Here is a 17,917-nt window from a genome sequence, read left to right as displayed (position 1 = left end):
AAAGAGAATATTCAAACATTTGATTGAAAGGTGGGTATTTACCTTCGTTAATGCGTCAATAAGCTGAAAGCAGGCAGAATATGGTCTGTTATTCGCTTTGCCGCGAATGGGGTACGGTGATAAACTTCATAAATGTTCATAGTATTTTTGAACGACATAAGAGGAGGAGAAACATGGATGTTCTTAGGCAACTGCAAACCTTTTTTTGGGAAAAGCGAACGTATTTATTTGTATCAATCTTGTTCCTCGCCTTAGCGACCGCACTTGGGTTAGTGTATCCGTACATGCTGAGGATACTGATTGATGACATCATTGTTCCGCGAACTTTTGAAGACGTTCCCATAATTGCCTTGACTGTGTTAGGTGTAGTTATTTTGAAAGCGGGAATGCAGTTTTTACATGGCTTTTTTGGAGGACGCTTGGGTAACTTCCTGGCGTACAGACTGCGTAATGCATGTTACGAAAAGCTTCAATTTTTATCCTTCCGTTATTATGATACGGCCAAGACAGGTGATCTGATGTCCCGCCTCACGGGAGATTTGGAAGCCATCCGTAACTTTATCGGATTTGGTTTCGCCCAGATTCTTAACATGGTTTTCATGGTCGTATTTGGCGCAATCATGATGATGACCATGAGTTGGCAGCTTACGCTGTTCACGCTCATATGCATCCCATTACTTGCCTTCGTTGCGCTGAGATTCGAATCCAAAATTCACCCTGCGTTTCAGGAGATGCGGCTGGCGCTCAGTTCACTGACAACAGCGGTACAGGAGAATATTACTGGCGTACGTACGGTAAAATCCTTTGCACGTGAGCCTTATGAAGTGGAGAAATTCTCCATACGTAATGAGCGTTACAAAACAAATCAGATTCATGCCGCAACATTGTGGAGTCGCTATTTTCCGATCATGGAGATTCTTGCTTCGGTGAGTATCGTGCTGTTGCTGGTGATCGGTGGAAGAATGGTTATACAGAAGACGCTGACACTCGGTGAACTCGTTGCCTTTTTCAGTTTGATCTGGTACATAATCGGTCCAATGTGGAACCTTGGGTTCCATATCAACAACTATACGCAATCCAAAGCTTCAGGTGAACGGGTGCTCGAGCTGCTGAATACGCCAGTGGATGTGGAAGAAACGCAAGATCCGGTCATTGTGGAGGCAGACCAGGTGAACGGCCATGTGACATTTGAATCCGTTACCTTTGCCTACGGCAACAAAATGCCAGCAGTAACCGATATTAATTTTGACGCTGCACCCGGTTCTGTAATCGGTTTCCTCGGGGGAACAGGGTCAGGTAAATCGACCATCATTCAGCTTCTGATGCGTGCCTATAACGTGAACTCAGGAACGATCAAGCTGGATGGCAAAAACATTAAAGACATAGGCATCCGCAGTTTGCGGAGTCAGATCGCTTCTGTTTTCCAGGAAACATTCCTGTTTTCATCCAGCATTCGTAATAATATTTCCTACGGGCTTAAGAACGTCACCATGGATGAGATCATCCGTGCAGCCAAGCTGGCCAAGGCTCATGACTTCATTATGGAGTTCCCGGACGGATATGACACGGTGGTTGGTGAGCGCGGTATGGGTTTATCGGGTGGACAGAAACAGCGGATTGCGATTGCAAGGGCTTTGCTGAAAAATCCAAAAATTCTGGTACTTGATGATGCAACCAGCGCCGTGGACATGGAGACAGAACACGAGATTCAGTCCGGTTTCCAGGAAGTTATGCGCGGCAGAACGACATTTATTATTGCACACCGGATATCTTCACTACGACATGCAGATGAGATTTTGGTGCTCGATGAAGGTCGCGTGGTACAACGTGGTAAACATACCGAACTCATTGAAGTGCCTGGACCATATCAGGATGTTTATAAAATTCAATATGCAGATTATATTGCCCGCGGTAAGCGGGAGGCTGGGGAGCAGGTGAATTCATGAGTGCCGAAACGATAGCAGACAGGCGCGAGGCAAAAGTGGCCTCTGAGAAGAAACTGAATGAACGATTTGTGTATCAGGATGATGAAATTATTGAAAAACCGTTTAACTGGAAAGAATTTGGACGTTTATTTGCATACATGAAACCTTATGCGAAACAACTGTTACCACTCGTTATTCTAATGATGATCTTGGGTACCATTACAAAATTGTCCGTACCTTTTCTGATCAGTCTGGCGATTGACCGTGCCATCGCACCGGCAACGGGGTTGCCAAGCATGACTATGCTTTATCTTATTGCAGGCTCCATATTTGTGTTGTATCTCATCCAGTGGGCTGCCAATACGTACCGGATCAAATTGACAAACATTATCGGACAGCGTGTTATTTATGACCTTCGCTCGGATCTGTTCAAGCATATCCAGAAGCTGTCCTTTAACTTCTTTGACAAAAGACCGGCAGGTTCCGTACTGGTACGTGTTACGAATGATATTAACTCCCTCCAGGATCTATTCACTAACGGTGCAGTTAACGTCATGATCGACTGCGTACAGTTGCTCGGGATCATTGTGATCTTGCTGTTGATTAACTGGAAACTGGGTCTTGCCGTGATCATTACGGTGCCAATCATGTTTATCATCTCGACCAAACTGCGGGTGCTGATCCGTCGGGCTTGGCAGGATGTGCGCATGAAGAACTCTCGGATCAACTCCCACTTGAATGAATCCATTCAGGGGATTCGAGTGACTCAGGCTTACACACAGGAAAAAGAGAACATGAAATATTTTGACAACATGAACCTGTCCAGCAAAAAGTCATGGGATAGAGCATCAGCGATGAACCAGGGCTTTGGACCGCTGATTGAGATTACCGGCGGATTCGGTACGTTAATCCTTTTCTGGTTTGGTGCTTACCTGATTCAGGAAGGTCAGTTGACCGTGGGATTACTTGTCGCTTTTGCCAACTATGTCGGCAACTTCTGGGACCCAATCAACCGTCTGGGACAGATGTACAATCAGTTGCTGGTTGCAATGGCATCATCGGAGCGTATCTTCGAATTCATGGATGAAAAACCAAGTATTGCGGATAAACCAGGTGCCAAGCCACTTCCTTCTATTAAAGGGGATATCGCATTCGAAAATGTGGTGTTCGAATACGAGAAGGGCAGACAGGCGCTGAAAGGGATCAGCTTCTCAGCGGCTGCGGGACAATCGATTGCACTTGTTGGTCATACGGGCTCAGGTAAAAGTACGATCATTAATCTGATCAGTCGTTTCTATGATATATCCGGCGGACGTCTCACCATTGACGGACAGGATGTGCGGGATGTAACGGTAGAGAGTTTACGCAGCCAGATCAGCATTGTATTACAGGATACCTTCATCTTCTCGGGTACGATTCGTGACAATATTCGATTTGGACGACTGGACGCAACGAATGAAGAGGTGGAGGACGCAGCCAAAGCAGTCAATGCACATGAGTTCATCATGAAGCTGCCTGGCGGATATGATACTGAAGTAGAGGAACGCGGGAACGTATTATCCATGGGACAGCGACAACTGTTATCCTTTGCCCGTGCGCTGCTTGCTGATCCACGCATACTGATCCTGGATGAAGCTACAGCCAGTATTGACACGGAGACAGAGCTTAAAATCCAGGAAGCGTTGAAGGTGCTGTTGCAGGGAAGAACGTCCTTTATGGTCGCTCACCGTCTCTCAACCATCCGGAATGCAGATAACATTATCGTCCTGGATCATGGTGAAATTAAAGAAGAGGGTAACCATGAGCAGCTTATCCAAAAACAAGGCGTGTATAATGGATTAATTGAAGCTCAATACAGATTTTTGTGATGAAACCTTCGGACGCCTGTGAAGCGTCTGAACACATATGAACTTATAACACTCTGGCGTTCTATAGCCTGATCTTTCAATAATAAGCGCATCTTATTCATTGAAGAAAGGTTAGAGGATAGCCGGAGTGTTTTTTTTATTCGTTAGTGTGGTATGTTATATTTTTGAAGAATGAAATCAATACAATCGTTCATGGCTGGAGGGAGATCAATGCAGATGGACAACAACGAAATAAATTCAGAGCATTTGGATCACCTGGATCATATGAATTTTAGGCTCCTTCACGTGAATTATACAAGTGATCCAGCGACGGAGTGGCTTCTGAGGAAACACTTCATTGAAACATACATGTTATTATTTGTAGCCAGTGGGCAAGGGTGGTTAAAGATAGATGGCAGTTTCATTGAATTAAAGGCGGGCGGACTGTATGTAGGCTTCCCGGGGCAACTGGTTGAGGCAAATGTGCATTCGTTGGATGAAAGAGGCGTGTATCACATGAGTTTTGATGTCATGTACGCACTGGAGCAGGAGGGTGGAACAGCCCTTGAAATGATGAAGCAACTTTTACGTAATGAAGTAAATGGCGAGGTCAGCTCATCTTCACCCGTTGCTGTTGGCGTGATCTGTCAGATGATTTACCACCACACGTTGAAGAAGGATGGTTTGCAAAGGTACTATGGTCAGATTCGTTTTCAGGAACTGTTGTATACCATGTTTTACGACGTGGCCCTTACCGAAAAGACGGACCTGGCTTCACCAATTGAACATGTCAAAGGTTACATGGAGCAGAATTATTCGAAGAGATTAACCATTGAGGAATTAGCAAATGTGGCACGAATGAGCCCTCGACATTTCATGCGTTTATTCAAGAAAAGGTATGGTTATAGTCCAGTGGACTATCTAACGCTATACCGAATTAAACAAGCCCAGATCTTAATGAGAAATGATCACAGTTATCGACTCAAGGATGTGGCATTGTACGTGGGTTATCAGGATGAGACGTATTTCCGGCGTAAATTCAAGCAAATCTCTGGCATTCCACCAGCAGCGTTTATACGTAATAGCAAACAAAAAATTGCTGCAGTTCATTCTGTGAGCATTGGTATACTGCTTGCATTGCAGATCATTCCCTGTGCCGCGCCGGCAAGTCATCCGTGGACATACTATTACCGACGTAAATATGAAACGGACAAAGTTATGCCACTCGCAGAGAGTGAGACCACCTGGCTGGAACAGCTTCGATTAGTTAAACCTGATTATATTATTACTGTTGGGGCGGAGTCTGAGGATTTGCAAAGACAGCTTCATTCCACTGCTCCTGTGTGTGACCTCCCGTGGGAAAAAGGAGATTGGAGAGAGCATTTGAGATATGTTGCAAGCTTTTTGGACAGGTCTGATATTGCAGAGGTATGGCTTCAAAGATATGAAGAGAAGGCAACGACCATAAAGGACCAGCTTGAGGATTTCATACGAAAAGACAGATTAGTTGTACTCAAAGTTTATGGTGAAGCGTTGCAGATGTTAGGCCCAAGGAGCATTGCTTCCGTTTTTTACGTTGATATGCAAATGGAGGGTCCCGAAGGAGTTGAGACTTATTGGGAACGGGGCACAGTAACCATTAAGGAGTTATCTGTTCTCAACGTGGAAAGAATATTATTGATTGTTGGTGATGATGAGACATCCAGGCAGACATGGTCTGCTGTACGTAAGTCTGAAGAATGGCTTGAGTTGTTAGCGGTACAGAATGGCAGAATGGATATCCTTTTGTCGAGCGTCCTGCTGGACTACACTGCGTTTACTCATGAGCTTATGTTGGATGAAATATTAAAGTTATGGCAAGATCGTCCATAGCAAAAAGTCTGAATAGTCAATATCATACCTGAACATATTTTAATATACTTACTCCTATATCAAATGATAATGATAATTATTATTAATTAGACGTTGTCATAACTAAATGCCATATAGGGGGTACATAAAGAATGAGATTCAGATGGTTAACGGTACTATGCACCATGATGTTGGTGCTCATTATTGCGGCTTGCGGTACAGCGGGGAAAGATGAGGCCACGAGCGAAGGACAGAAGACTGGTTCTGCCAATACATCCACAACAGAAACAAGTCAGGTAAAAAAAGTGACTACAAAGATGGGAGAAATTGAAATCCCGGTTGAACCACAAAGAGTAGTGGGTCTGTCCCTTGTATATCCGGAGTTTTTGTATGCACTTGGCATCGTACCTGTTGCTGTGCAGAACTATCACGAGGATCATCCTTCTTATTTGGAAGAGCCATTCGCGAATACCATGAAAATGGGCATCGCACGAACGCCGAATTTTGAAGCGGTTATGGAGACAATGCCTGATTTGATTATAGCTCCTGACTGGTGGTCCGAAAAGGATTATGATCAGCTTTCTCTGATTGCACCGACTGTACTTCTTCCACAACGTGATGATTGGCGGGACGAATTACGTGATATTGCCAAAATTCTGGACAAAGAAGAACAGGCAGAAAAGGTTATTGAAGATTTGGTAGCGAAGGAAAAAGTTGCAGCCGACAAATTAAACGAGATGATCGGAGAAGAAACAGTTCTCTATATTCGAGTCATGGAAAAAGAAATCGTCCTTCACGGGGAGAACCTTGACCGTGGAAACTTCGTGCACAAGCGTCTGGGTATGAATCCGCTCCCGAATTTCCCGAAAGATCAAGTTGCCATGTCCGTATCCATGGAAGTGTTGCCTGAATACGATGCAGATCACTTGATCGTTCAACTGGATGACGATAAGAATCCTGAAATTAAGAAGAAATTTGAAGAGATGTTGGCAACTTCACTATGGAAAAATCTGAAAGCAGTCAAAAATGATCATGTGTACATGGTTGGTGGTAAAGAATGGCTCAATCTGGGGATGTCTCCACTGGCTGATCAGTATGTTATTGATGACATTGTAGCTGTTTTTGAAGAGAAAAATAAATAAAGCAAACGGTTCATGTTACACATATCTCTAAATTCACTACTAAATAACAGGATGTGTCCAAAATGAATAAGGAAGATATCTATGACTTGACCATCGTCGGAGGCGGACCGGCAGGATTATATGCGGCCTTTTATGCCGGGATGCGTGATATGAGAGTTAAGATCATTGACGGCAAAGACCAACTTGGTGGTTTTCTGCATACCTATTCCGAAAAAACTATTTGGGATGTGGGTGGCCTGCCACCAATGAAGTGTTCAAAGTTGATTGAGTATCTGGTTCAGCAGGCGAATACCTTTAATCCAACGGTTGAATTGAATTGCATAGTAGATCGGTTCGCTCGACTGGACAACGATATTTTGGCTCTGTATACTGCTGAAGGCGACATACACTATACGCGTACAATCATTGTTGCAGTAGGCCGCGGTATCGCAGAAATTCAGAAATTGGAGCTTCAGGAGCCGATTGAATATGAGCATGAGAATCTTCATTACACCGTGCAAAATCCAGAACATTTTTCTGGGAAGCGTGTGCTCATTTCAGGAGGAGGCAACAGTGCAGTAGATTGGGCAATTGAACTTGCTCAACTTGCACGGAGCGTAGTGGTCGTCCACCGAAAAAATGAGTTTCGTGCAATGGAACGCAATGTTAGCGAGATGAACAATGTAACGGATGTCAGAACACCATATAGCATCACACGGCTTCATAATCATGGTGAACGTATCCATCAGGTTGTAATTACGCATATGGAGAGTCAGGAAAATGTATTGTTAGATGTGGATGAAGTCGTAGTTAGTCATGGATATAAAAGCAATTTAAGTGATCTTGCCAGTTGTGGCTTAGAAATGGACGATGGAATGGTTCTAATGAGCCAACATGCGAATACGAACCTCCCGGGTATTTTTGCTGCAGGGGATTGTGCAACTCACGATAGCAAAGTCAGGCTTATTGCCGGAGCCTTCAACGATGCGATTTTAGCTGTAAATAGTGCGAAAAAATACTTGACTCCAGATGCTCCCATGATGGCGTACGTCTCCTCCCATAATGAAATTTTCAGAGAAAAAAACAAACAAATCCCAAGGTTCTAAACTTGGGGTTTGTTTGCTTATTCATGTTCACTGGAGTATTAAAATCTGCTGTTTCAACATATCCTTATTTCTGGGAAGAATGGAAAGGTTGACGAATCTGTAAGCGATAATTGTAAAATTTGATCGAAAAAACACAAAAAATCTTGTAAAATTCACAAGAAAAATAGGGAGCACTCTTGCAATCTTTAACCAAAACCCCGAAAATAGAGAGACAGATATAGAAGATTTCTCTTTGGGAGGATTGGAAAGAACATGTGGGGTGCTCCTTTTACGGCTCAAGCCAAAAAAATGCTGCTACTAGGCAGTGGAGAATTGGGAAAAGAGGTCGTTATTGAGGCCCAACGACTGGGAGTAGAGACGATCGCTGTTGATCGTTATGAGAACGCACCTGCAATGCAGGTCGCGCACCGGTCTTACTGCATCGACATGCTGGATGCCGAAGCTTTGAAACAATTGATCCGTAAAGAAAAACCTCATTACATCGTACCTGAGATTGAAGCTATTGCAACAGAAGCTTTACTGGAGCTTGAGGAAGAGGGATTTTGTGTAGTACCTACTGCCCGAGCTGCACGTCTAACGATGGATCGCGAAGGCATCCGTCGGCTTGCAGCCGAACAATTGAAACTTCCGACAGCTGATTACCTTTTTGCGGACAACCTGGAACAACTTCAGGAAGCCGTACGTGAGCTTGGCACACCTTGTGTCATTAAACCATTAATGAGTTCTTCCGGCAAAGGGCAGAGTGTATGCCGAACACCGGGCGACGTAGAGGATTGCTGGAACATTGCTCTTTCGGGGGCTCGTGGCAAATCCGTTCGTGTTATTGTGGAGAGCTTTGTGCAATTTGACAGTGAGATTACATTACTTACCGTTAGGTCTGTATCAGGCACCGTATTTTGTCCTCCGATTGGTCATATTCAGAAGGATGGGGATTATGTCGAATCCTGGCAGCCTCATGCAATGACTCCTGAGCAATGGCAGCAAGCTTGTCATATTGCCAAATCCGTCACGGATGAACTTGGCGGGTATGGACTGTTTGGAGTGGAATTGTTCCTCACATCGGATGGCGTTGTGTTCAGCGAGGTATCTCCTCGTCCACATGACACAGGTATGGTTACAATGGTGACGCAAGACAGTTCCGAGTTTGCGCTGCATGTACGTGCAATTCTTGGTTTTCCGGTCACAGGTGTACATCTGTTGACACCGGGAGCTTCAGCAACGCTGAAGGCTAATGATGAAACATCTGACTTTACTGTAGGCGGGATTGAAGAAGCACTGGCTCTTCCTCGTACTCAGATTCGTGTATTTGGCAAACCTGAGACCAAAGTAGGACGTCGAATGGCTGTAGCTTTAAGTGCTGGTCAAGATGTGGAAGAAGCTCGTAAAACAGCGGTGCAAGCCGCTAATATGCTGAAAGTGGAGGTAAATCATGTCCAATAATGTTGAGGCCCCTGTACTGATGATCCGAGAGTGTGAACTACGAGATGCTGAAGCGGTAACGGGACTGATGCGAGAGGTCAGCTATCCGACAACAACCAATGTCATGAAAGAACGTATTGAATGTTTGGAAACCAATCCAAACGCATGCATGCTTGTTGCCGAAGTGGATGAACAAATTATTGGTGTGATTGGCTTGCAATGTGTGCAAAGTCATGCCTATCCAGAACCTGCCGCACAAATTACTTCCCTGATTGTAGGTCAAGAACATCGTGGTGGTGGGATTGGCCGTCGTCTGATGGCTCGTGCCGAAGATTGGGGCAGACAGCAAGGTGGTAAACAACTGTTTGTCACAGGTGCAAACCGTGAAGTGACTTCAACAACGTACTCTTTTTATGAGCACATTGGTTTTCAGAAGAGAGGTTATCGGTTCAGTAAAGTTCTTCTATAGTACAAATAAAGTTTCTTCTATTGCATGGAAATTCTCATGATATCCTGATCTGCACATTCTTGTGTGGTGAATGATAAATAGATGGTGAAGCGACATTCGACTAGCATTTTTAGTCCGAATGTCTTTTTTTTATGGCGCGTGCCCAGAGGCACGCATGATCTTGTTGGTGAAAGTCCAACCCAAGGAGGGGCCAAGCCACCTTGGTAGCTAGGATGCTTGCATATGGCGAAATCTGTGTGCAAAAGCGCATCGACAAAAGTACCTGTCAGAAACAGGGCGAGCAACAAGCCAGGCCGTAACATGAAGTGAATCCTGCCGCGTCGTCAAAAAGGCCCTGCAAGGGGGAAAAGAAGGTGCCGAGTCTCGGTCATATAGATGAAGGCCAAGGAAGCTGTGCAGAACTTGGAACAACAGTGAAGAACCTTCCGGCGTAAAGGGAGCGGCATGGCTTGAAAGATCATGCAGTGAACTGGGGAGACCCTCCCCCACACGGATTTTTTTTTTAGGAATTCGTAAAGAGATGCTCTATAAGTCCAAAAGACGAAGTGAAACGTCTGTGGGAAGGGAGTCCGAGGGGCTCATAGTACCGAAGAACCCAAGGACAACATAACCTTGGGGAGGGAAGGAGCCCTGCTTTGTTTATGCTTTTGGAGGAGGTACGAGTGAGTGAATGCCAATCGGCTAACAACACCAAAGGAAAAAGTTCAACAACTCCAAGAAAAGCTAGGTCATGTGGCCAAGGAGAACAGCAAGCGTAAATTCCATGCCTTGTACGACAAAGTCTACCGGGGAGATGTTTTGTGCGAAGCCTGGAGACGAGTGAAAGCGAACAAGGGAGCAGCAGGAGTAGATGCCATGACGCTGGCAGATGTGGAGGAACAAGGAGAAATGAACTTCCTTAAGGACTGCGAACGAGCGTTGAAAGAAGGCAACTACCATCCGCAGCTTGTACGGCGGCACTATATCCCCAAGAAAGATGGGAAGCAAAGGCCGCTGGGCATACCCACCGTGCGCGACCGAGTCATACAGATGGCAACGAAACTGGTAATTGAACCCATATTTGAAGTGGATTTTGAGGACGTATCCTTCGGATTTCGCCCAAAACGAAGTGCGAAAGGAGCGCTGGAACGAATTCGGAAAGCCTGCAACCGCAAAGGGAATTGGGTAGTCGACGTCGATATCCAAGGTTACTTCGATAACATTAATCAAGAGAAGCTTATGAAATTGGTGCAGATGCGCATCAACGACAGGCGGATACTGAAATTAATACGGAAGTGGCTTCAGGCGGGAGTGATGGAAGAAGGAAACGTAAGGCGCTCCGATTTAGGAACGCCGCAAGGTGGTGTGATCTCACCGCTTCTGGCGAATATCTATCTGAACTATTTTGACCGACTATGGGAGAAACATGGAAGAGGTCTGGGAGAACTGACAAGGTATGCAGACGACTTTGTAGTCATCTGTAAAACCAAAAAGGACGCCGAGCATGCGTATGAACACATAGGCAAAATTATGGAACGTCTGGAGCTAACCCTGCACCCGACCAAAACTCGCATTGTAGGTCTATGGACAGGAAACGAGGGATTCGACTTCTTAGGAATGCACCACCGAAAAACGAAAGCAGAAACGTCGCAAGGGAAGGTATATTACACCACACAGCAATGGCTAACCAAAAAGGCGGAAGAACGAATTCGTGGAGTCATTAAAGAGCGATTATCCCCACCGAGTATGCGATCTAGATCGTTTGCGGAACATGTGAAATGGCTCAATCCGAAAATTCAAGGGTGGAGAAACTATTACTACACGAGTTACAGCCAAAAGAGACTAGCTAAGCTGGATTGGTATATGTTGCAACGGTTAACACGGTGGTACGCGAAGAAGAGACAACGCAGAAAATGGATGGGTTCAATAGCTGAGGTTAAGTACATCGCCAGTCAATATGAATTAAAAACGCTATTGTAATCTGCATGCCCATGAATGACAAACATCGGAAAGCCGTATGAGGGAAAACCTCACGTACGGTTTGATGAGGAGAGGCTGGGTTTTGCCCAGCCTTTTACTCTAGTAAAAAATGACAAAAAAGTTACTTTTCCATATTTTATAGGTTCACAATCTCCTGTCGAATTGATATACTGCTAGAGTATTAATTACAAAGTTGTAATAACTAATCTTAAGGAGATGAATGAATTTGAAAAAGAAATGGATGAAAACTGTCGTAACGAGTAGTCTGACAGCCGTACTGGCCGTAGGGGTAATGCTTCCTGCTTCCGCGTCTGCTGCAGATTCAACATATAAGACTATCACAACGTACAAAATTACAAGTACAGACAGCTTGAAAGCTTATATTGAGAAATGGCTCAAACAAAATGGATACACCGTATCCGAGGGGCAAATTGTAGAGAAACCTGCTACGCAGCCTGATCAAACGACGAAACCTGCTGAGCCGACAACAAAACCAACTCAACCAACAACAAAACCTGCTGAGCCTACAACTAAGCCTGAGCAACCGACTAAACCAACACAACCAGTTCAAGAAGAAAAACCGGAAACTACACCGGCTAAAGATCCTTCAAACACGGGTAACACAGGTAACACAGGTAACAATACAAGTAATAATGGTAGCGAAAGCACACAATCCGACTTTGCTACTCAAGTTGTAAAACTTGTGAACGCTGAGCGTGCTAAAGCAGGTCTGAACGCTCTGACTTCAGATGCACTTCTGGACAAAGTAGCTGTTGCTAAAGTAAAAGATATGAGTAACAATAACTATTTTGATCACCAGTCACCTACGTATGGTTCTCCGTTTGATATGATGAAACAATTCGGAGTAACTTACAGCTATGCAGGTGAGAACATTGCCCAAGGACAAAAAACACCACAGGAAGTTGTTACAGCTTGGATGAATAGTGAAGGTCACCGTGCCAATATTCTGAGCAAAAACTTTACGCATATCGGAGTAGGTTTCTACAACGGATACTGGGCACAAGAGTTTATCGGTAAGTAATCGATTTATAATGAAGAAAGTATGATTTTCTTTTCCACAAGGTTATGCCAGTACACAGTTCAAATCTGTGTATGGCATAACCTTTTTTCCGTAAAATGACATATAAAAAATGAATTCTGCGAATGCAGCGCCAAAGTTTGCAAATTAACGACAGAACATTTATGTTATTTAGGAATAGCATCATTAAGGCGTGTCTGAAAACTCCGAAGTAAGCGGATTTTCAGACACGCCTTAATGTAAAGTCATTATAAATTATAAAGCACCCGGATTGGTGTACATGAGTGGAGATGTGATGATGAAAAAGAAAAAAAGCCTGGATTCAGCACCATGGATCTGGAGAACTGTCAGTACAGTATCCATCTTGGCAACTTTGTTGTTGTTATTTGGATTTGGTTACGCCATAAAAGACGTGATTTTCCCCGAGGGAGATTCCGCATTAACTACAGGCCAGGAGGCAACTGCTCCATCTAAGGATATCGAGGGGGAACCGGCTGTCGTGGAAGATGGCAAGATTCGGATGGCCGTCATCGGTGATTCTCTGGCAAGAGGCACGGGCGATGATGAAGGACTCGGTTTTGTGAGACGTGCAGGGAATCTGCTTAAAGATAAAGGATATGACGTTCAGGTTCTTAATAATCTGGGTGTAAACGGTTTGAGAACAGATGCTTTATTGGAAAAACTCGATGAGCAAGGCGTACGTTACGTCTTACAACAATCCAATTTTATCTTGCTCTCGATCGGCGCAAATGATTTGTTCCAGGGAGGACAAGTTCTACAGGGGGAAGATCCGCCAACAGCAGAGCAGCTGGCAGCGGCTTTGCCGGAAACGTCGAAGCGCCTTCAAGAGATATTGAAGAAAGTAAAAGAAATTAATCCCGATGCGCAGATTGCGTACATAGGGTTGTACAATCCATTTGGCGATGTGAAGGAACTGGAGAAGCCAGGTAATGCAGTGGTAGCTGCATGGAACGATGCTGCACTGGCTATTTTGAACAATGAGGACAAGATGACACTGGTCCCTACATTCGATTTGTTTGAAAATCATCTGGGGGAGTATCTCTCGTCAGATCATTTCCATCCCAACGGACAAGGTTATGAGCAAATTGCAGTTCGGATTGCACAGGAATTCCAGGCAGATACACCGGCAGAAGGGAGCGGAAATTAAATGGCAGAGCAACTGTATGATTCCGTCCTATCCGTACAGAATCTGAAAAAGCGGATCGGACGCAAATGGATCATTAAGGACGTTACATTTGACGTAAAACCTGGTGAAATCTTCGGATTTCTCGGTCCCAACGGTGCCGGCAAAACAACTACGATACGGATGCTGGTCGATCTGATCAAACCAACAAAAGGAAAAATTAAAGTTTGTGGTTATGATGTGAATCGGGACCCTGAGCGTGCTTTGAAGTATGTAGGCTCCATTGTTGAAAATCCGGAGGTATATACATATCTGACAGGGTGGGAGAACCTGGAGCATTTCGCTCGCATGCAACCAGGTGTGGACAATGAACGAATTCAGGAAGTTGTAGATATTGTGCGTCTGGATCAGCGGATTCACGATAAAGTCAGAACGTACTCATTGGGTATGCGTCAACGGCTCGGTATTGCACAAGCGCTGCTTGGGCGACCGCGTCTGCTTATTCTGGATGAACCGACAAATGGTCTTGATCCAAAAGGCATTAAGGAACTTCGTGTCTTTATTAAGCAACTTGCCAGCGAAGGTATGGCTGTATTTGTCAGCAGTCACTTGTTAAGTGAGATCCAGCTTCTCTGTGACAGAGTAGCCATTATCAGTGCTGGGCGTGTGCTTGCTGTTGGAGGTGTAAGCGAACTGATTGAAGATCATTCGAAGTTGGCTATATGGCATGTTTCACCACTGGAGCAAGGCAAAAAAATGTTGCAGGATGCAGGCATTGCTCTGGTAGGTCGACCTGCGGATGTGATGGATGATACCATTGTTGCGGGCCTTGGTCCCAACGCTGTGGTTGCCGAGATGCACGAAGATCGAATTCCTGATATGGTGCAACAGATGGTTCAAGCTGGTATACAGGTTGAAGGGGTACAGCGGATTCAGCCTACGCTTGAGCAACTATTCTTAAAAATGACAGAAGGTGAATCCATTGAGTAATATCATGCCGCTGATCCGCAATGAAACGATTAAGATGGTGAAGAAAAAACGGCTTTATATTATATTTATTGTACTTGCGGTCCTCGTACCGATGTTTACGTATGCCCAGATGAAATCTGCGGAGAATAATCGCGACAAGTTTGGCGGCGATTGGCGTCTTGAACTGCAACAGGCCATCACAGACAATCAAAATTCGCTCGGTAGCGATCGGGTACCTGAAGAGTACAAAAAATATAGAACCGTATATATCCAGCAGATGCAGTATTATCTTGAGAATGACATCAATCCCAAAGAACCGGGCGGTGTCACCTTTACGCGGGAGTTCATGAACAACGCGGTTGGATTGTTTATTCCACTGTTAATCATGGCTATTGCTTCAGATCTTGTTTCTGGTGAACGTACGACAGGTACGATTAAAATGCTTTTAACGCGTCCGGTTAGACGCTGGAAAGTGCTTTTGAGTAAATTAATTACGCTGATTATGTTTGTTTCGATCATAGTGGTATCAGCCTACATTATATGTTATGTCATATCGGGTGCGGTCTTTGGTTATAAAGGCTTCAACATGCCAATCTTCACAGGATTCAAAGTTGTGGGAACAGATGTCGATATGTCGGCAGTGCATGCTGTAGACCAGTGGCTGTATATGCTCATGCAGGCAGGACTGATCTGGTTTGTGAGTGTAATTGTGGCTATGCTTGCATTTATGGTATCTGTGCTTGTGCGCAGTACTGCTGCAAGTATCGTTATCATGATGGCCGCTTTGATTGCAGGAACAATCTTGACCAGTATGGCAGCGTCCTGGCAGACCGCGAAGTATTTGTTCATGGTTAACCTCGAACTTCCGAATTATTTGTCTGGCGGGTTACCTCCAATTGAGGGTATGAATTTAGGTTTTTCCCTTATTGTGCTTAGTGTTTGGGGCATTGCGTCACTCATTGTGTCATTCCTTGTCTTTACGAAACGGGATATCTTGAATTAAAATGGACAAGGATAAGAAAACATCTGTTTGCATTTTAGGCATTTTTTTAGTTGCAAGTTAAGAAGGGGGAGCATGAATGGTCGAGCAAATCGATATGTCGGCAGGTTCGACAGGCGGAGGACAGGGGTCTTCAGGCTACGACGCGGACGACATTCAAGTACTTGAAGGGTTGGTAGCGGTACGGAAACGGCCGGGGATGTACATCGGCAGCACCAGCACTTCAGGTTTACATCATTTGGTATGGGAAATTGTCGACAACGCTGTCGACGAACATCTCGCCAAATTCTGCTCCAAAATCGATATCACGCTGCATAAGGACGGTTCTATTACGGTTCAGGATAACGGAAGGGGAATTCCGACAGGTATACATAAAACAGGGATTCCTACTCCCCAGGTCGTGTTTACGATTTTGCACGCAGGCGGAAAGTTCGGTGGATCAGGATACAAAAAATCAGGCGGTTTGCACGGTGTAGGTGCGTCAGTTACTAACGCATTGTCCGAGTGGCTTGAAGTCGAGATTTTCCGTGATGGCAAGATTCATCGTCAGCGATTCGAGTATTGGAAGGACAAAAAAGGGATTGAACATGTCGGTGAACCGGTCTCCGGTCTCGAAGTGTTGGGCAATACCAATCGGACAGGTACAAAAGTTACATTTAAACCGGATATTCGGGTGTTCCAGAGCGGTATTCAATTTAATTATGATACATTGGCAGAACGTCTTCAGGAAATTGCTTTTCTGAATTCGGGTCTGAGAATTGTGCTCAAGGATGAACGTTCGGGCAATCAGGATGAATACATGTATGAAGGCGGAGCAAGCCAGTTTGTTGCTTTTCTTAACGAAAATAAAGATGTGCTGCATGATGTTATTCACTTCTATGCGGAGAAGGATGACATTGAAGTCGAAGTGGCGATCCAGTATAACGCGGGTTATACCGAAACGCTGGCTTCGTTCGTGAACTCGATCTCTACTCGGGGTGGCGGTACACATGAGACCGGATTCAGGGCTGCGTATACTCGTGTAATGAATGACTACGCGCGGCGTACCAGCATGATTAAGGAAAAAGATAAAAACCTCGAAGGCAATGATTTGCGTGAAGGTATGATGGCCGTCATCAGTGTCAAGATGTCAGAGGTTGAGTTCGTAGGTCAGACCAAGGATCAGCTCGGCAGCGCTTCCGCTCGAAGTGCAGTGGATTCGGTCGTGTCCGAGAATATTCAACGGTTCCTGGAAGAAAACCCGCAGGTAGCGCAAACGTTAATTCGCAAAGCGGTCCAAGCCTCCAGAGCCAGAGAAGCAGCACGCAAAGCACGTGATGATATGCGCACAGGAAAGAAACGTAGCGAAAGTTCCAACCTGAACGGCAAACTAACGCCGGCGCAATCAAAGGATTTTACCCGAAATGAGTTATTTATTGTCGAAGGGGATTCCGCAGGTGGTTCTGCCAAACAGGGACGTGACTCGAAGATTCAGGCTATTCTGCCGCTCAAGGGAAAACCGCTCAATCCGGAAAAATCAAAGCTGGCCGACATTCTCAAAAATGAAGAATACCGCGCCATTACAGCGGCGATCGGGGCGGGCATAGGAACCGAATTTGCAGTTGAAGACAGCAATTATTCCAAAATTATCATTATGACCGATGCGGATACGGACGGCGCACATATTCAGGTGTTGCTGTTGACCTTCTTTTATCGTTATATGAAGCCTTTAATTGATGCAGGCAAAGTATATATTGCTCAGCCGCCATTGTACAAACTTACTCGTAAGTCTGGTAAGCTTGCGAGTGTTCGATATGCATGGACGGATGAAGAACTGGCGAATTATATGAAGGAATTCGGTAATAATGTTGAGCTTCAACGTTATAAAGGTCTTGGTGAGATGAATCCGGATCAACTGTGGGAAACAACAATGAATCCGGAAACTCGTGCGATGCTGAAGGTACAGATTGTTGATGCAGCAAAAGCAGAACGTCGTGTATCTACGCTCATGGGTGATAAGGTTGATCCGCGGAAACGCTGGATTGTAGAGAACGTCGACTTTACAGAGTACGAAGAATAGAAGGTGCTT

Annotated in this window: 13 protein-coding genes; all 13 read left to right on the top strand. The window is 44.9% G+C overall.

Features of this window, described 5'->3' with window-relative positions:
- The first annotated feature begins 173 nt into the window (after positions 1-173).
- Positions 174-1,946 (top strand): ABC transporter ATP-binding protein, encoded by a 1,773-nt coding sequence (locus MHI52_RS18855; protein ID WP_036613268.1) that lies wholly within the window; start codon positions 174-176, stop codon positions 1,944-1,946.
- Positions 1,943-3,793, top strand: a complete 1,851-nt coding sequence (locus tag MHI52_RS18850; RefSeq protein WP_036613270.1) for an ABC transporter ATP-binding protein — start codon at positions 1,943-1,945, stop codon at positions 3,791-3,793. Before MHI52_RS18855 ends, MHI52_RS18850 begins: the two co-directional genes overlap by 4 nt.
- Before the next feature lie 210 nt (positions 3,794-4,003).
- Complete coding sequence (locus MHI52_RS18845) at positions 4,004-5,644, top strand: AraC family transcriptional regulator (RefSeq protein ID WP_405157455.1); 1,641 nt, start codon at positions 4,004-4,006, stop codon at positions 5,642-5,644.
- 131 nt (positions 5,645-5,775) lie between these two features.
- Positions 5,776-6,765: an ABC transporter substrate-binding protein gene (locus tag MHI52_RS18840; protein ID WP_339283193.1), complete on the top strand. Its 990-nt coding sequence runs from the start codon at positions 5,776-5,778 to the stop codon at positions 6,763-6,765.
- 62 nt (positions 6,766-6,827) lie between these two features.
- Positions 6,828-7,850, top strand: coding sequence for an NAD(P)/FAD-dependent oxidoreductase (locus MHI52_RS18835; protein WP_405157454.1), 1,023 nt, complete (start codon positions 6,828-6,830; stop codon positions 7,848-7,850).
- Positions 7,851-8,102: 252 nt separating this feature from the next.
- Positions 8,103-9,290: a formate-dependent phosphoribosylglycinamide formyltransferase gene (gene purT / locus MHI52_RS18830; protein WP_047843517.1), complete on the top strand. Its 1,188-nt coding sequence runs from the start codon at positions 8,103-8,105 to the stop codon at positions 9,288-9,290.
- Positions 9,280-9,738 (top strand): GNAT family N-acetyltransferase, encoded by a 459-nt coding sequence (locus MHI52_RS18825; protein WP_017687788.1) that lies wholly within the window; start codon positions 9,280-9,282, stop codon positions 9,736-9,738. Before purT ends, MHI52_RS18825 begins: the two co-directional genes overlap by 11 nt.
- 666 nt (positions 9,739-10,404) lie before the next feature.
- Positions 10,405-11,697 (top strand): group II intron reverse transcriptase/maturase, encoded by a 1,293-nt coding sequence (gene ltrA, locus MHI52_RS18820; protein ID WP_405157453.1) that lies wholly within the window; start codon positions 10,405-10,407, stop codon positions 11,695-11,697.
- A gap of 226 nt (positions 11,698-11,923) precedes the next feature.
- Positions 11,924-12,739, top strand: a complete 816-nt coding sequence (locus MHI52_RS18815; RefSeq protein WP_051449892.1) for a CAP domain-containing protein — start codon at positions 11,924-11,926, stop codon at positions 12,737-12,739.
- 292 nt (positions 12,740-13,031) lie between these two features.
- Entirely contained in the window at positions 13,032-13,904 is an 873-nt protein-coding gene (locus MHI52_RS18810; RefSeq protein ID WP_305955651.1) for a GDSL-type esterase/lipase family protein, read from the top strand.
- The gene (locus tag MHI52_RS18805) at positions 13,905-14,870 is read left to right on the top strand and encodes an ABC transporter ATP-binding protein (protein ID WP_340029089.1); all 966 of its coding nucleotides are present in this window, start codon (positions 13,905-13,907) and stop codon (positions 14,868-14,870) included.
- Positions 14,863-15,852, top strand: a complete 990-nt coding sequence (locus tag MHI52_RS18800; protein ID WP_036613298.1) for an ABC transporter permease — start codon at positions 14,863-14,865, stop codon at positions 15,850-15,852. Before MHI52_RS18805 ends, MHI52_RS18800 begins: the two co-directional genes overlap by 8 nt.
- Positions 15,853-15,928: 76 nt before the next feature.
- Complete coding sequence (gene parE / locus MHI52_RS18795; protein WP_036613300.1) at positions 15,929-17,908, top strand: DNA topoisomerase IV subunit B; 1,980 nt, start codon at positions 15,929-15,931, stop codon at positions 17,906-17,908.
- Positions 17,909-17,917 lie beyond the last annotated feature (9 nt).

Origin of the sequence: Paenibacillus sp. FSL H8-0283 (assembly GCF_045040675.1) — a bacterium.
GTDB lineage: Bacteria > Bacillota > Bacilli > Paenibacillales > Paenibacillaceae > Paenibacillus > Paenibacillus amylolyticus.
The sequence above is the reverse complement of the archived record's forward strand: the minus strand, read 5'-3'. Positions and strand labels throughout refer to the sequence as shown.

What these genes read in the sequence shown, in the direction of transcription:
- MHI52_RS18850 (WP_036613270.1), top strand. Translation starts at nt 1,943, where the DNA reads ATGAGTGCCGAAACGATAGCAGACAGGCGCGAGGCAAAAGTGGCCTCT.
- MHI52_RS18840 (WP_339283193.1), top strand. Translation starts at nt 5,776, where the DNA reads ATGAGATTCAGATGGTTAACGGTACTATGCACCATGATGTTGGTGCTC.
- MHI52_RS18835 (WP_405157454.1), top strand. Translation starts at nt 6,828, where the DNA reads ATGAATAAGGAAGATATCTATGACTTGACCATCGTCGGAGGCGGACCG.
- MHI52_RS18845 (WP_405157455.1), top strand. Translation starts at nt 4,004, where the DNA reads ATGCAGATGGACAACAACGAAATAAATTCAGAGCATTTGGATCACCTG.
- parE (WP_036613300.1), top strand. Translation starts at nt 15,929, where the DNA reads ATGGTCGAGCAAATCGATATGTCGGCAGGTTCGACAGGCGGAGGACAG.
- MHI52_RS18805 (WP_340029089.1), top strand. Translation starts at nt 13,905, where the DNA reads ATGGCAGAGCAACTGTATGATTCCGTCCTATCCGTACAGAATCTGAAA.
- MHI52_RS18855 (WP_036613268.1), top strand. Translation starts at nt 174, where the DNA reads ATGGATGTTCTTAGGCAACTGCAAACCTTTTTTTGGGAAAAGCGAACG.
- purT (WP_047843517.1), top strand. Translation starts at nt 8,103, where the DNA reads ATGTGGGGTGCTCCTTTTACGGCTCAAGCCAAAAAAATGCTGCTACTA.
- MHI52_RS18810 (WP_305955651.1), top strand. Translation starts at nt 13,032, where the DNA reads ATGATGAAAAAGAAAAAAAGCCTGGATTCAGCACCATGGATCTGGAGA.
- MHI52_RS18825 (WP_017687788.1), top strand. Translation starts at nt 9,280, where the DNA reads ATGTCCAATAATGTTGAGGCCCCTGTACTGATGATCCGAGAGTGTGAA.